The sequence below is a fragment of the Paenarthrobacter sp. NPDC089988 genome (assembly GCF_044748465.1).
In the GTDB taxonomy this organism is placed as follows: Bacteria; Actinomycetota; Actinomycetes; order Actinomycetales; family Micrococcaceae; genus Arthrobacter.
In genome coordinates, this window is the sequence record NZ_JBIVGD010000001.1 from 594,909 (window position 1) to 609,362 (window position 14,454).

Here is a 14,454-nt window from a genome sequence, read left to right on the forward strand (position 1 = left end):
CCTGTTGTTGAGTCAGGGGACCCGTCGGCCGGTGGACCTTCAGTGAGGCGTCTCCACCATTTCCAGGTGCGCTGCGAACCTTCCACTTACCGTCCCGTCGTCCATGTGGTCCTGACGGGCACATGGGGCGTTGCGGTCGTGAAGATATGGTTCATGATGCTCCTGGGTTATCGATGGGACGCCAGGCAGCGCCTCATCGAAGGAACCTCTGTCAACGAGCCGCCGGACCATGGCGGCCGGACACAACAGTTAAGTGTCGGGAACCGCAGTTCGTGACGACGATTCATCCACGGAGAATCGGGACACGGGCATTGCTGTATCCTCGCAATCGTTTTCCTCGACCACAGCGGCGAGGAAGTCCGGCTCAGACGTTGGCGATATGCCTTACCGCGTCGAGGTACGGCATATTGATGGCCGCGTCCGCCACGGCGCGTACAGCCGGTTTCGCGTTGAAGGCTACGCCGATCCCCGCGGCCCCCAGCATGTCGAGATCGTTGGCGCCGTCGCCCACGGCGATGGTGTGCTCGATGTCGATGCCTTCGGCTGCAGCCCATTCACGCAGGTACTTCTCCTTTGCGGCGCGATCAATGACAGCGCCCAGCACCTTGCCTGTCAGCGCGCCGTCGACGATTTCAAGCTCGTTGGCAATCCAGTAATCGAGGCCGAGATCCCCGGCAAGCGGACCCAGAATCTGGTTGAAGCCGCCGGAAACAACAGCCACCACATGGCCGGCCGCCTTGAACGCGGCCACGAGCTCTGCCGCGCCCAGGCTGAGGCGCACCTCCGCACGCACGGAATTTACGACGTCGACCGGCAAGCCTGCCAGTACTGCGACACGGGCGTGGAGGCTTTGGGCAAAGTCCAGTTCGCCGCGCATCGCCGCTTCGGTGACGGCTGCGACTTCCTCCCGCTTGCCGGCGTAGGCAGCGAGCAGTTCGATGACTTCCTGTTGGATGAGCGTGGAGTCGACGTCCATGATGAGCAGTTTCCGCGACGCCTTCCTGAGGCTTGCGGGCACCAGTGCCGTGTCCACACCTGGAGCATCCACCGCGGCAACGGTGCGGCGCAACGCGGCCACGTCTTCTGCCCTGACTGAGGCGACGTTGAGTTCGGCGGTATGCACTGCGTAGCGCTCGTCACCGGACTGTGATTCTGCTGACACTGTGACGCCGGCGCCCGTGAGTGCCTTCCGCACGTCATCAAGGGATTCGGGGGACAATGTCGTGCCATAGCTGACCGCAGCCAAGTTGGAAGTCATGGCCTCAATCCTAGCGAGGCGGCTATATGTACCCGAATTGGTTTCACTTGGTAACGGGCTCCAGTGCCGGTTATCAGTCATGTTCAATTTTGTCCTAGTGTCTACTGCTATGAGTGATGTTCTGGAATTGGCTTCCGTCAGCGTTGTCCGAGGCAAAAAGACCCTGCTGGACAAAGTGGACTGGCAGGTCAACGAGGGCGAACGCTGGGTCATCCTGGGACCCAACGGCGCGGGGAAGACCACGCTTTTGCAGATTGCTGCCGCACGGCTTCATCCCAGCAGTGGCAAGGCCGGCATCCTCGACGAAACCCTGGGCCGCGTGGACGTCTTCGAACTCCGCCCCAGGATCGGCCTCTCTTCGGCTGCCCTCGCCACCCAGATCCCCGAGCACGAGAACGTCCTCAACGTCGTTGTCACCGCGGCCTACGGTGTCACGGGCCGCTGGCGCGAAGGGTACGAGCGCGACGACGAACGCCGCGCCTTTGGTCTCTTGAACGACTGGGGGATGGGTCCGCTCCTTAACAGGACCTTCGCCACGCTGTCCGAGGGAGAGCGCAAGCGCGTCCAGATCGCCCGGGCACTCATGACCGACCCCGAACTCCTGCTCCTCGACGAGCCCGCGGCCGGGCTGGACCTTGGCGGACGCGAGGAACTGGTCCACAAGCTGGGCGAACTTGCCCGGGACGAAGCCTCCCCGGCAATGGTCCTCGTGACACACCACCTTGAGGAAGTGCCGCCGGGCTTTACCCATGCCATGTTGCTGCGCGAAGGCGAAGTTGTGGCCGCGGGGCCGATCAACGACGTCCTGACCAATGAACACCTCAGCAGCACCTTCGGCCTTGAGTTGGACGTCACCGAAAACGCTGGCCGCTACACGGCCACTGCCCGCCGCTAGGCCGGAAACGCACATTCACCATGGAAATTCTTAGCAGCATCCTGGTCTTTTTCGCTGGCCTCTGGGCGGGCACCATCAACGCCGTCGTTGGATCCGGCACCCTGGTCACCTTCCCGGTACTTATTGCACTCGGTGTGGTTCCCGTGGTCGCCTCCATGAGCAATGCCATGGGCCTCGTCGCAGGCACCGCAGCCGGAGCCTGGGGCTACCGGCGCGAACTGAAGGGCCGCGGCAGGCAACTGATGAAGTTGATGCCGGCCTCCCTCCTCGGCGGCATTACCGGCGCCTGGCTCCTCCTTCATTTACCGGAGAAAGTCTTTGGCTATGTCGCACCGGTGCTGCTGGTGGCGGCCTTGCTGATGGTGCTGTTCCAGCCGAAGCTGCAGGCGTGGATAAAAAACCGCGAGCAGAACCCGGAGCACGCCCTCAAGGACAAGAGCCACGGCATCCTCCTGGTGGTCCTCATCTACCTCGCCGGCGTTTACGGCGGCTACTTCGTGGCAGCCCAGGGAATCCTCCTGGTAGGCATCCTTGGCGTGTTCATGTCCGGTACCATGCAAAACGCCAATGCCATGAAGAATATCCTGACGCTGACGGTCAACATGGTGGCGGCCATCTCTTACCTGATCTTCGCCTTCGACCGGATCGACTGGTTGGTGGTCCTCCTCATTGCCGTGAGCTCCACCATTGGCGGCCTGGTTGGCTCGAAGGTGGGCCGCAAACTCTCCCCGAAAGTCCTCCGCAGCGTCATTTTCACCCTTGGCATCGTGGCCCTCGGTTTCATGATCGCCAATCTCTTTAAGTAAGACCGCCGTGACCTTCCATTACCTCGAATCCGCCAGTGACCCCCGTGTTTCCGACTACACCACGCTGACGGATGTCCACCTGCGCAAGCTGCGTGAGCCGGAAGAGGGAATGTATATCGCAGAGTCGTCCCGTGTGCTTCGCCGTGCACTGGCCGCCGGGCACCAACCACGGTCCTTCTTCCTCGCGGAGAAGTGGCTTGAGGATCTGACGGACGTCTTTGAGGCCTACCCCGACGTTCCGGTCTTCATTGGCAAGGCCGCCCTGCTCGAAGAGATCACCGGCTTCCACCTGCACCGCGGCGCCATGGCTGCCATGCACCGGCCTGCCCCGGTACCACTGCCGGAACTGCTGGCCAACGCCCAACGCGTGGCAGTGCTCGAGGACATCGTTGACCACACCAACGTCGGCGCCATCTTCCGTTCCGCAGCGGCCCTCGGCGTGGATGCAGTCCTTGTTTCGCCGCGCTGCGGTGACCCGCTGTACCGGCGCAGCGTCCGTGTCAGCATGGGGACCGTTTTCCAGGTCCCGTGGGCACGGTTGGAAAGCTGGCCCGGGGACCTGGCACTGCTGCAGGAGCAAGGGTTCACTGTCGCGGCGATGGAACTCACGGACGACGCCCTGGACCTTGACGAACTGGCCGCCCGGGAGATCCCCAAGCTTGCGCTGGTGCTCGGCACCGAAGGCGCGGGCATGAGCGCCGGGACGCTTGCCGCCGTCGACCTTGCGGTGAAGATTCCCATGCGCGCCGGCGTCGACTCCCTCAACGTCGCCGCTGCTTCGGCCGTGGCGTTCTGGGAGCTCCGCCCACACGGCTGAGGCGGGTTCGCTGCCTGGTTCGTGCAGGCGGCAACCATCAGGTAGGATTGTTTGTTGGTCCGGACGTTGAAATGAGTTATGGCATCTACGGACCACCACCATTCATACCTGGCAGCTGGCAAAATCCAGCTGCGCGAACAAAGGTCCAATTATGAAGTCTGATATCCACCCGAAGTACGAAGCTGTTGTCTTCAACGACCTGGCTTCCGGCGTCAAGTTCCTGACCAAGTCCACCGTGTCTTCCTCGAAGACCATCGAGTGGGAAGACGGCAACACCTACCCGGTCATCGACGTCGAAATCTCCTCGGAGTCCCACCCGTTCTACACGGGCAAGCAGCGCATCATGGACTCCGCTGGCCGCGTCGAGCGCTTCAACGCTCGCTTCAAGGGCTTCGGCGGCAAGAAGTAACCCACTTCACCCCAAGTCTTCTCGTAGGCCCGCATCACCGGTTTCCGGCGATGCGGGCCTTTGCGTTTTCCGGCAAGATGGAAACCATGACTTCCCTCCCCGCACAGGAAATGAACGACGACGGCACGCACCTTCACGGGGAGTACAAAGTTCCCGGCGGGAAGCTGGTGGTGGTCGATCTGGACGTCGCCGAGGGCCGGTTCGCGAATGTCTCCGTGAGCGGAGACTTCTTCCTTGAACCCGACGAAGCACTCCTGGAGATCAACTCGGCTCTCACCGGGCTCCCCGCTGAATCTTCGGCGGCGGAGATCGCGTCAGCCGTCAAGGCACGGCTTCCCGAAGGTGCGGTGTTGTTTGGCTTCTCGGTCGACGCCGTTGCGGTCACCGTCCGAAGGGCCTTGTCCAAGGCCACGGGATGGGCGGACCATCAATGGGACGTTATCCCTCCGTCAGTCCTCCCGACGCCCGTGAACGTGGCCCTCGATGAAGTCCTGACGGAGGAGGTGGGCGCCGGACGCCGGAACCCCACCTTGCGTTTTTGGGACTGGGCGGAACCCTCGGTGGTGATCGGGAGCTTCCAGTCCGTCCGCAATGAGGTGGATCCGGAGGGTGTCGCGAGGCACGGGGTGACAGTGGTCCGCCGCATCAGCGGGGGAGGGGCCATGTTCATGGAGGCGGGCAACTGCATCACCTACTCCCTCTACCTGCCGCAGACCCTGGTTGACGGGATCAGCTTCGCCGACTCCTACGCCTTCCTTGACTCCTGGGTCATGGCCGCCCTGGAGAAGCTCGGCATCAGTGCTTTCTATGTGCCGCTCAACGACATTGCCACGGACCAAGGCAAGATTGGTGGCGCGGCCCAGAAGCGGCTGGCGAACGGCGGCATGCTCCACCACGTGACCATGAGCTATGACATCGATGCGGACAAGATGGTGGACGTCCTGCGGATCGGCAAGGAGAAGCTCTCCGACAAGGGAACCCGCAGTGCGAAGAAACGCGTGGACCCTTTGAGGAGGCAAACAGGCCTTGCCCGGGCGGCGATTATCGACGCCATGCAGGAGGTCTTTACCGAGCGCTACGGTGCCGTCGTGTCGCGCCTGACGGAAGACGAGTTGGCCGAGGCCAGGAAACGGGTGGACACCAAGTTCGGCACCGCCGAATGGCTCAACCGCGTTCCCTGACCCCGGCTGCCTCCTCTGCAAGGGTGGATGTCAGCCCGCTGCCTGCGCTGTCAGGGCGCGCAGCAGGTGGCTGCGCTGCTCGATGACGATCCGACGCAGGGCGCGGGGCGCGTCTGCGTGCTCATGCAACCACTGGTCGGTCCGTTGCACTACGGGATGCGCTGCGGGAGCGGTTCCCTCGGGGAGATCTTGGGAAGCGGGGAACAGGCCCCGGACAATCCGGCCGGCGATCTCGATGGAACGTTCCGCCCACACTGTCTCAAGAGCCTCGAAGTACGGTTCGATATAGGGGTCGAGCAACGCGGCAGGCGCCACCATGAAGCCGTTGATGGTGGCCGACAAAATCTCGTTGGAGAGTTCCGAGCCAAGAACGGCGGCTTTCCAGGCGGCGGCCTTGACGGCGGCGTCCGGCCGGGCTGCCATGGCCAGCGCGTGCCCTTCATGGCCCGAAGCCGTTCGGTCACCGGCCAGCTCAGCGTCCAATTGCTCCTGGGAAGCCTGCCCATGCGCCGAAAGCGCCTGCCAGAGGCTCCAGCGAAGCTCGGCGTCCACCGTCAGGCCATCGATCACCACCCTGCCCTCCAGCATGCCCTTCACCAGCGGGAGTTCCTGGTCTGAGTGCCGTGACACATCCGCCAGGGTGCGAGCCCACGCCAGTTGCTGGTCCGATCCAGGCAGAGCGGCGCGAAGTTGGCGCGCTGCCACGGACAGGAACCCGGACCTGACCTTGTCCCGCCGGGGAGCCGGAACGTATCGCCCGGCGGCAAAGGACGCGTTGGCCAGCACGTTGAGGAGTACGCCGATGCCGTTCTCCGCAGGAGCGAACTGTTCCACGGCCGAAACGTATTGCGCCGACGGCGTCACGCCGTCCCGTGCAGCGTCCCACAGGGCGGTCCAGCACAAGGCCCGCGCCATAGGGTCCTGGATGCGGTGCAGGGACGTATGGACGGTCTGCTCTGAAACGCTGTCCAGCCTGACCTTGGCATAGCTGAGGTCGTCATCATTGACCAGGAGCAGGGCCGGGCGGGGTTTACCGGACAGCTCGCCCACCAGTGTCCGCGGGCCGGCTACATCCACCTCGATACTGTCCGTACGGACCAAGGCGCCGTCCTTGTCCGGGTTGTACAGCCCGATCCGCATCCGGTGGGGACGCAACTCCTGGTCTCCGGTCAGCGGGTCCACCGCATCCTGTGTCAGCGTAACGGCCCCCAGGATCCCGTTGTCCTCGACGATCTCGGCGCCGACCGTGGAGATACCGGATGTCTGGAGCCATTGGCGGGCCCACACGGCAAGGTCCCGCCCGGATGCGTCGCTGAGCGCGCGCAGGAGGTCCTGAAGGGAGGTGTTGCCATATTCGTGATCGCGGAAGTACTGCCTGGAACCGGCAATGAAGGCGTCGAATCCAACGTAGGCAACCAATTGCTTGAGCACGGATGCGCCCTTGGCATAGGTGATGCCGTCGAAATTCTGTTTGGCCGCCTCAAGGTCGGGGATGTCGGCAACGATGGGGTGCGTACTGGGAAGTTGGTCCTGGACATAGGCCCACGCTTTGCGCTTGCTGGCGAAGTTCACCCAGGCGGTGTCCCAGTCCGTGGCCTTGTCCACGCCCAAGGTGCCCATGTAGTCGGCGAAGGACTCCTTCAACCACAAATCGTCCCACCAGGTCATGGTCACGAGGTCGCCAAACCACATGTGGGCCATCTCGTGCATGAGCGTGTTGGCACGTGCCTGGTACTGGGCATCCGTTGCCCGTGAGGCGTAGACGTACTTTTCGGTGAACGTCACCAGACCGGGGTTCTCCATGGCTCCAAGGTTGTACTCGGGCACGAAGGCTTGGTCGTACTTCCCCCACGGGTAGGGGTAATCGAAGAGTTCATTGAAGAACGCGAGGCCGTTCTTGGTGAGCTTGAAGAGCTCACCGGCATCGAAGGACCCAGCCAAAGACGCGCGGCAGTAAAGGGCCAGTGGAACATCAAGGCGGGTTCCGCCGTCGAGCGTTGCTCCCCAGTGGTCCGTCGCTTTGAAGTAGGGGCCAGCCAATACGGTGGTGATGTAGGTGGACATCCGGGCCGTTGTGGCGAAGTCCCAAAGGGACGCCGACGGATCGTCGCTGAGCGGCGTATGCGCCACCTCAACTCCGTTGGAGGCGACTTCCCATCCGGTGGGGGCGATCACGTGGAAGGTGAATTCGGCCTTCAGGTCAGGCTGTTCAAAGTTGGCGAAGACGCGCCTGCTGTCCGCCGGTTCATACTGCGTGTAGAGGTAGCACTTGACGTCCGCGGGATCCACGAAGCGGTGCATGCCCTCGCCGGAACGGCTGTAGAGGGCCGTCGCGGAGACCGTAACCACGTTCTCTGCCGCAAGGCTTTCAAGGATGATCCGGTCCTGGTCTACTGCCAGTGCGACGTCCAATGCCTGGCCGTTGAGGACGACGGACTCCACGGGGCCGCCAACGAAATCAAGGAAAGTGGCCGAGCCGGGTTCGGCCGAAAAGGCGATGGTGCTGGTGCTCGGGTATCCGTTTACTGCGGGATCTGCCGCGTTGCGGACATCGAGGGTGACGTCGTAGGAATGGGTAGTGATCAGGGCTGAGCGGGTAGCGGCTTCTTCGCGCGACAAATTGTGATTCGACACACAGCCATCTAATCATGCGTCACGTGGCGGCCCGACGCGGGAGGCCCGCGAAACCGCGACACAATCAGCGCGAAATGCGCTCGACCCAAAAAGGTGATTGTCTATTTCCCATGTCTGACCTCTTCCAGGATTACTCAAAGGCCGCCGCGCGCAGCGGTGCCTATGACGAAATGTTTGCCAACGGCCACGTCGCCAGAAAATCCTACGGTCAGGTTGCCGGCGCACTGCAGGAGCTCTCCTTGGCGGATGTCACCGCCCGGGCCGACTCCATGGCCCGCAGCTTCCTCGACCGTGGTGTCACTTTTGACTATGCGGGCGAGGAGCGGCCGTTCCCGCTGGACATTGTTCCCAGGGTCATCCCGGCTGACGAATGGGATGTGCTGGAGCGCGGGGTCGCGCAGCGGGTCAAGGCCCTCGAAGCCTTTCTCAACGACGTCTACGGGCGCATGGCGGTGGTGGTGGACGGCGTCATTCCGCGCCAACTGGTGACCACAAGTGCGCACTTCCACCGTGCCGTGCATGGCTTCGAACCGTCCGGCGGTGTCCGCGTCCATGTTTCGGGCATCGATGTGGTCCGGGATGCGGCGGGCACGTTCCGCGTCCTCGAGGACAACGTCCGCGTCCCCTCGGGCGTCAGCTATGTCCTGGAGAACCGCCAGGCGATGGCCAAGGGCCTTCCCGAGGCGTTTGGTCAGCAGCACATCCGTCCCGTGGAGGAGTACCCCCGCAGGCTTCTCTCGGCACTTCGCAAGACAGCTCCGGCGGGCGTGGACGACCCCACGGTGGTTGTCCTGACGCCCGGGGTCTTCAACAGCGCCTACTTCGAGCACACGCTCCTCGCCGGCCTGATGGGTGTGGAACTGGTGGAGGGCCGCGACCTGATCTGCCGCGGCAACCGCGTCTATATGCGGACCACCGCCGGTGAGCAGCGCGTGGACGTCATCTACAAGCGGATCGACGACGACTTCCTTGATCCGCTGCAGTTCCGTTCCGACTCCATGCTGGGTTGCCCCGGACTGGTCAATGCAGCGCGGGCCGGTGGCGTGACGATCGCCAACGCCGTGGGCAACGGCGTCGCAGACGACAAGCTCGTGTACAGTTACGTCCCTGACCTGATCCGCTACTACCTTCACGAAGAGCCGATCATCGCCAACGTCGACACTTTCCGGCTTGAGGAAAAGGAAGCCAGGGAGCATGTTTTGGACCGACTCGAGGAGTTGGTGGTCAAGCCCGTGGACGGGTCCGGCGGAAAGGGCCTGGTCATTGGCCCGGACGCTTCCAAGGACGAACTCGATGCTTTGCGCAAGCGCGTGATCGCGGATCCCCGCGGCTGGATCGCACAGCCCGTGCTGCAGCTGTCCACGGTTCCTACGTTGTCCGGGGACAAGTTCGGCCCCCGGCATGTGGACTTGCGTCCGTTCGCAGTGAACGACGGCGACGACGTCTGGGTCCTGCCCGGCGGACTCACCCGTGTGGCGCTCAAGGAGGGGTCGCTGATTGTGAACTCCAGCCAGGGTGGCGGTTCCAAGGACACCTGGGTACTGGCCAATTCGCCGCAGATGCCGTCCGAATTCATTCCACGGCAATCAGTGACCGTTCGCGAACAGGTTTCCGTGTGGCCCGTGGAAAGCAACTGGCGGGACCGGCAGACGGAACAACAGCAGTGAGCGCCGTTCCGTTCTTCCCATACCTTGAACTTCGACAAGCACCACGCGAAGGAGGCACAGCCGCATGCTGAGCCGTATTGCCGAGTCACTCTTCTGGATTGGCCGCTACGTTGAGCGCGCCGATGGCACCGCCCGCATCCTTGACGTCCACTTGGAACGACTGAACCACTTGCCCCTCGAGGAACAGCGCACTGTGGCCAGGGACCTGTTGGCCGTGATGGGAGCCAAGCCGCAGAACGAGGACTTCGGCCTGCCCGAATTGCTGCACGCCCTGGCGTACGACAAGCAAAGTGCGTCCTCGATTGCCGGTTCCCTGGGGGCTGCGCGTGAAAACGCCCGCCGTGCCCGCGAGACCGTCTCCCAATCCCTGTGGGAAAGCCTCAACACCACCTACTACGGCCTTAACCAGCACCGCAAGGACGTGGTGGGCACCTACCGGTTCTGCAACTGGGTCCTGGAACGGACCGCCATGGTCCGCGGCTTAGCAGACACTACGGTTAGCCACGACGAAAGCTGGCTGTTCATGGTGCTTGGCCGCTCGCTGGAACGGGCCGACATGACCGCACGCATGCTCTCTACCCGCGACGTCCAGTCGGCAGGCATGTCCTGGGTCAACATGCTTCGCTGCGCCGGTGCATACGAGTCGTTCATCCGGACCCGCAGGGCCGCCTTCGGCGACCAGCACGCTGCGGAGTTCCTGCTCCTGGACCGGCTCTTCCCACGGTCCATCGTCTACGCGCTGCGCGATGCCGACGACTCCTTGGCCAAACTGGATCCCTCGGCCCAACGCGTTGGCTTCATCAACGACGCCCGCAGGATTGTGGGCCAAGCCCGCACCTTCCTTGAATTCCACCGGACCGATGACCTGATGTCCGAGCTTCCCGAGCACATGGAACGTGTGCAGAAGGCAGTGACGCAGGCCTCGGACGCAATTTCCCGTAAGTACTTCAATCAGGCTGATGAACACGCCTGGGTGGGAGAAGTTTCATGACCCGGTTGAGCATCGTCCACAAGACTGCCTACAAATACAACCGCCGTGTCACCCTCAGCTACAACGAGGCGCGGATGACTCCGTTGACTGACGGACAGCAAGTGGTCCTTGAGTCCTCGCTGAAGGTGAGCCCCAGCCAGGCCTCGGTGAGTACCTACCGCGATTATTGGGGTACACGCGTTACCGCCTTCGACATGCAGATGCCGCATGAGAACCTCGAGGTCCTGGCGACTGCCACAGTGGAGGTGCACCGCACTGAACGGGTGGCAAACGACGACGATATTGTTGGCTGGGACGTCATCCGTTCCGCGAAGATCCAGGACGAGTTCAGCGACTGGCTGCCGCAGTCACGGCTTAGCGGTCCGGGCGAAGAAGTCCTCAGCCTGGTTCCCGGAGTCGTCGACGGCAAGAACCCGCATGAGGCGGCCCTGGCAGTCTTCTCCTGGATGGCCGGTGAGATGACGTACATGAAGGGCACCACAGGTGTCACCACCAACGCCGAACAGGCCTGGACCCAGCGCCAAGGTGTTTGCCAGGACCTCGCGCACCTGGCCATCGGCTCGCTGCGCAGCTGCGGCATCCCGGCCCGGTACGTCTCCGGCTACATCCACCCGAGGTCCTCGGCGGACATTGGCGAAACCGTGGCGGGCCAGTCCCACGCATGGTTGGAGTGGTGGGACGGCGAATGGCGCAGCTGGGACCCCACCAACCACAAGCCGGCGGGGGACTACCACGTGACAGTTGCCAAGGGCCGCGACTACCGGGATGTGCCGCCGCTGAAGGGCATCCTTTCCGGCGGTGGCGGCTCCGGCCTGTCGGTGTCTGTGGAGATCACCCGCCTGGCGTAGTGCTTACCAGGGCGAGGGCTTGTAATCCTTGAGGAAGACGCCGTATTGGTCCTCGCCCTGTTCGCCCATCACGATCGGATCGTAAACGCGGGCGGCGCCGTCCACCAGGTCCAGTGGCGCGTGGAAACCTTCCTCCATGAGCCGGATCTTGGTGTAGTGCGGCCGTTCGTCCGTGATCCATCCGGTATCGACGGCGGTCATGAGGATGCCGTCGGAGTCCAGCATTTCCTGGGCGCTGGTCCGGGTCATCATGTTCAAGGCGGCCTTGGCCATGTTGGTGTGCGGATGGCCCGGCCCCTTGTAGGCGCGGGAGAACTGCCCTTCCATGGCGGATACATTCACGATGTACTTCCGCCGTGCCGTGGAGCGCTTCATGGCGCCGCGAAGACGGCTGACCAGGAGGAACGGTGCCGTGACGTTGCACAGCTGCACCTCGAGCATCTCGAGTGGGTCCACCTCATCCACCACCTGCGTCCAGCTATTGATCGTGGCGAGGTCCGGGACCAGGCCACCGGCATCGATCGCGGTTCCGGATTCGATCCGTTCCAGGGATGCCGAGCCTGTGGAGAGTGCCAACGAGGTGATGGCGTCGCCGGCGAGGACCGGGTGCTCGGTCACGCTGCTCGCCAGGGCCAGCGGGTGCTTGTCGTGGGCATGGCCGAACGTGACCAGCTCAGGCCCGCCGTTGGCAGTTTCGAGGGCGGCGGGCAAGGGTTCGTCCTCCGCGTCCACCAATGGCTTGTAAGCATTGCCCGATCGACGCACCGTCTGTGCCGCGTTGTTGATGATGATGTCCAGGGGCCCGGCCTCGTTCAGCGAGTCGGTCAGGGCCATGACCTGTGCCGGGTCGCGGAGGTCGATTCCCACGATCTTCAGCCGGTGCAGCCAGTCGGAACTGTCCTCCATGGCCGCGAAGCGGCGTGCAGCATCCTTGGGGAAGCGCGTTGTGATGGTGGTGTGGGCGCCGTCACGGAGCAGTCGAAGAGCAATATACATGCCGATCTTGGCTCGTCCGCCGGTCAGCAGCGCCCTGCGCCCGGTGAGGTCCGTGCGGGCATCCCGCTTGCTGTGGCTGAACGCTGCGCACTCCGGGCACAACTGGTGGTAGAAGGCGTCCACCTGTGTGTAGTGCTGTTTGCAGATGTAGCAGGGCCGGGACCGGATGAGGTGACCGGCCACCTCGCCTGTTGTCGAAGGGGCCAGCTTGTTGCCCCGGGTTTCGTCGTCAATCCGGTCGGGGGCCGCCGTCGCGGTAAGTGCGATCACCGCGCGGTCCGCCTCGGCGATCAGGTCACGCTTGGTCACCCTCCGGTGGCGCTTGACTGCCTTGAACATCTTGCCCGTTGCACGGCGGACGGCAATGTAGTCCGGATGCTCTTCGTCGTAGGCATGGATGGTGGTTAAAACCTTGAGGCAGGCCTGGATCTCCTCAGGCGTCAGGTCCGTGGAACTCATTGACCTGATTTTACAGCCTTGGGACCCCGGGACCTGCCTCGGGTTTGGAGGTGCGGACTCCGTTAGTGCGCGGCGCCTTGGGAAGCGGCGTCCACCACGCGCGCCTGGATTCCGGCGGCTACCTTCTCGGCAGAGTCGCGCATGGCGGGGTCGTCCTGGGTTGCTGCCTTGAGCGCTTCAGGAAGGCTGCGGCGGTACTCGGCGGAAAGTGCCAGCTCCTCTTCACCGGGTTCAGGGACCACTTGGCCCTTGGCCAGCACCGTGATGCCGGATTCGGTGACCTTGTACCCCCTGGCCTTGTCCAAGGCCGCATCCACGCCAATGGCAGCACCGGCAGGCACTTTGACGTTCTTGTCCAGGATGGCCCGTTTGATCACGGCCCCCTCTCCAACACGAACCTTGTCCATGAGTACGGAATCCTGGACCCGGCTGCCGGCTTCGACGAAGACATCGTTGGCCAGGACCGAACCCTCAACAATGCCACCGGAGATCACTACGCCACTGGCAACGATCGAATCCAGTGCGGTTCCAACCGTGCTGTTTTCGCCGCGGACGAACTTGGCCGGCGGGGAAATGCTCTGCCGGGTGTAGATCGGCCATTCGGAGTTGTACAGGTTGAAGACCGGGACGGGGGAGATCAGGTCCATGTGTGCGTCGTAGAAGGAATCGATGGTCCCTACGTCGCGCCAGTACGTGCGGTCCCGCTCCGTGGCGCCCGGGATGTCATTGAGCGTGAAGTCATAGACCCCTGCCTCACCTTTGTCCACGAAATACGGGATGATGTCGCCACCCATGTCGTGCTTGGTGTCCAGTCGTTCGGCGTCTACGTGCAAAGCCTCCACCAGGGCGTCGGCGTTGAAGACGTAGTTGCCCATGGAAGCCAGGAACTGGCTGGGGTCGGCTGCGAGTCCAGGCGTGCTGGCGGGCTTCTCGACGAAGGCTGCGATCTTCTGGGGATCGTTCTGGTCTACCTCGATGACGCCGAACTGGTTGGCCATGTTCAGGGGCTGGCGCACGGCTGCAACGGTGGCCTTTGCGCCGCTGGCAATGTGCTGCTCGACCATTTGCGAGAAGTCCATGCGATAGACGTGGTCAGCGCCGACAACAACCACGATGTCCGGAGCGTCGTCGTGGATCAGGTTCAAGGATTGGTAAATGGCGTTGGCGCTGCCCAGGAACCAGCTCTTGCCCACCCGCTGCTGTGCCGGAACGGAAGCGACGTAGCGCCCCAGCTGGGTGGACATGCGCCAGGTCTCGGAGATATGGCGGTCCAGGCTGTGCGATTTGTATTGGGTCAACACAACAATTCGCAAATATCCCGAATTGACCAGATTCGATAGTGCAAAGTCAATAAGCCGGTAACCGCCGGCAAACGGTACAGCTGGCTTGGCACGGTCTGCTGTCAGCGGCATCAGGCGGTTGCCCTCTCCACCGGCCAACACGATTGCCAAAACTTTCTTCAACGCCATGGTCACAGCTCCCCGTACGTCTTC

General features: G+C 63.1%; 12 protein-coding genes. 8 read left to right on the forward strand and 4 right to left on the reverse strand.

Translation table 11 applies throughout. The features are described 5' to 3' along the window. Nucleotides 1-364: 364 nt before the first annotated feature. On the reverse strand, nt 365-1,258 hold the full coding sequence (gene serB, locus ACIPV6_RS02870) for a phosphoserine phosphatase SerB (protein ID WP_400269439.1): 894 nt from the start codon (nt 1,256-1,258) through the stop codon (nt 365-367). A 109-nt stretch (nt 1,259-1,367) separates the two neighbouring features. On the opposite strand from serB, the gene ACIPV6_RS02875 reads away from it, so the two are divergent. From ACIPV6_RS02875 to ACIPV6_RS02895, 5 genes are all read left to right on the forward strand, one after another. Next, nucleotides 1,368-2,153, forward strand: coding sequence for an ABC transporter ATP-binding protein (locus tag ACIPV6_RS02875; protein ID WP_400269440.1), 786 nt, complete (start codon nt 1,368-1,370; stop codon nt 2,151-2,153). 20 nt (nt 2,154-2,173) lie between these two features. After that, the gene (locus ACIPV6_RS02880) at nt 2,174-2,959 is read left to right on the forward strand and encodes a sulfite exporter TauE/SafE family protein (protein ID WP_400269441.1); all 786 of its coding nucleotides are present in this window, start codon (nt 2,174-2,176) and stop codon (nt 2,957-2,959) included. A 7-nt stretch (nt 2,960-2,966) separates the two neighbouring features. After that, a complete protein-coding gene (locus tag ACIPV6_RS02885; protein WP_397321813.1) occupies nt 2,967-3,776 on the forward strand; it encodes a TrmH family RNA methyltransferase in 810 nt (269 codons plus the stop codon). A 151-nt stretch (nt 3,777-3,927) separates the two neighbouring features. Next, nucleotides 3,928-4,185 carry a type B 50S ribosomal protein L31 gene (locus tag ACIPV6_RS02890; RefSeq protein WP_009358283.1) on the forward strand — a complete coding sequence of 86 codons (258 nt, stop codon included), beginning with the start codon at nt 3,928-3,930 and terminating at the stop codon, nt 4,183-4,185. Between the two features lie 86 nt (nt 4,186-4,271). After that, nucleotides 4,272-5,366 carry a biotin/lipoate A/B protein ligase family protein gene (locus tag ACIPV6_RS02895; protein ID WP_400269442.1) on the forward strand — a complete coding sequence of 365 codons (1,095 nt, stop codon included), beginning with the start codon at nt 4,272-4,274 and terminating at the stop codon, nt 5,364-5,366. Between the two features lie 30 nt (nt 5,367-5,396). Here the strand turns inward: ACIPV6_RS02895 and pepN are convergent, their stop codons facing one another. After that, nucleotides 5,397-8,000 (reverse strand): aminopeptidase N, encoded by a 2,604-nt coding sequence (pepN, locus tag ACIPV6_RS02900; RefSeq protein WP_400269443.1) that lies wholly within the window; start codon nt 7,998-8,000, stop codon nt 5,397-5,399. A 110-nt stretch (nt 8,001-8,110) separates the two neighbouring features. On the opposite strand from pepN, the gene ACIPV6_RS02905 reads away from it, so the two are divergent. The 3 genes from ACIPV6_RS02905 to ACIPV6_RS02915 all read left to right on the forward strand — a co-directional run bounded on the left by ACIPV6_RS02905 (nt 8,111) and on the right by ACIPV6_RS02915 (nt 11,506). Next, nucleotides 8,111-9,667, forward strand: a complete 1,557-nt coding sequence (locus tag ACIPV6_RS02905; protein WP_400269444.1) for a circularly permuted type 2 ATP-grasp protein — start codon at nt 8,111-8,113, stop codon at nt 9,665-9,667. Nucleotides 9,668-9,731: 64 nt separating this feature from the next. Beyond that, nucleotides 9,732-10,658 (forward strand): alpha-E domain-containing protein, encoded by a 927-nt coding sequence (locus ACIPV6_RS02910; protein ID WP_400269445.1) that lies wholly within the window; start codon nt 9,732-9,734, stop codon nt 10,656-10,658. Next, entirely contained in the window at nt 10,655-11,506 is an 852-nt protein-coding gene (locus tag ACIPV6_RS02915; protein WP_400269446.1) for a transglutaminase N-terminal domain-containing protein, read from the forward strand. The genes ACIPV6_RS02910 and ACIPV6_RS02915 overlap by 4 nt, the downstream gene beginning before the upstream one ends. A 3-nt stretch (nt 11,507-11,509) precedes the next feature. Here the strand turns inward: ACIPV6_RS02915 and ACIPV6_RS02920 are convergent, their stop codons facing one another. Then, nucleotides 11,510-12,961, reverse strand: coding sequence for an SDR family NAD(P)-dependent oxidoreductase (locus ACIPV6_RS02920; protein ID WP_400269447.1), 1,452 nt, complete (start codon nt 12,959-12,961; stop codon nt 11,510-11,512). 62 nt (nt 12,962-13,023) lie between these two features. After that, entirely contained in the window at nt 13,024-14,436 is a 1,413-nt protein-coding gene (glgC, locus tag ACIPV6_RS02925) for a glucose-1-phosphate adenylyltransferase (RefSeq protein WP_400269448.1), read from the reverse strand. Nucleotides 14,437-14,454: the final 18 nt, after the last annotated feature.

What these genes read in the sequence shown, in the direction of transcription:
- ACIPV6_RS02890 (WP_009358283.1), top strand. Translation starts at nt 3,928, where the DNA reads ATGAAGTCTGATATCCACCCGAAGTACGAAGCTGTTGTCTTCAACGAC.
- ACIPV6_RS02905 (WP_400269444.1), top strand. Translation starts at nt 8,111, where the DNA reads ATGTCTGACCTCTTCCAGGATTACTCAAAGGCCGCCGCGCGCAGCGGT.
- serB (WP_400269439.1), bottom strand. Translation starts at nt 1,258, where the DNA reads ATGACTTCCAACTTGGCTGCGGTCAGCTATGGCACGACATTGTCCCCC.
- ACIPV6_RS02880 (WP_400269441.1), top strand. Translation starts at nt 2,174, where the DNA reads ATGGAAATTCTTAGCAGCATCCTGGTCTTTTTCGCTGGCCTCTGGGCG.
- ACIPV6_RS02895 (WP_400269442.1), top strand. Translation starts at nt 4,272, where the DNA reads ATGACTTCCCTCCCCGCACAGGAAATGAACGACGACGGCACGCACCTT.
- ACIPV6_RS02875 (WP_400269440.1), top strand. Translation starts at nt 1,368, where the DNA reads ATGAGTGATGTTCTGGAATTGGCTTCCGTCAGCGTTGTCCGAGGCAAA.
- ACIPV6_RS02915 (WP_400269446.1), top strand. Translation starts at nt 10,655, where the DNA reads ATGACCCGGTTGAGCATCGTCCACAAGACTGCCTACAAATACAACCGC.
- ACIPV6_RS02910 (WP_400269445.1), top strand. Translation starts at nt 9,732, where the DNA reads ATGCTGAGCCGTATTGCCGAGTCACTCTTCTGGATTGGCCGCTACGTT.
- ACIPV6_RS02920 (WP_400269447.1), bottom strand. Translation starts at nt 12,961, where the DNA reads ATGAGTTCCACGGACCTGACGCCTGAGGAGATCCAGGCCTGCCTCAAG.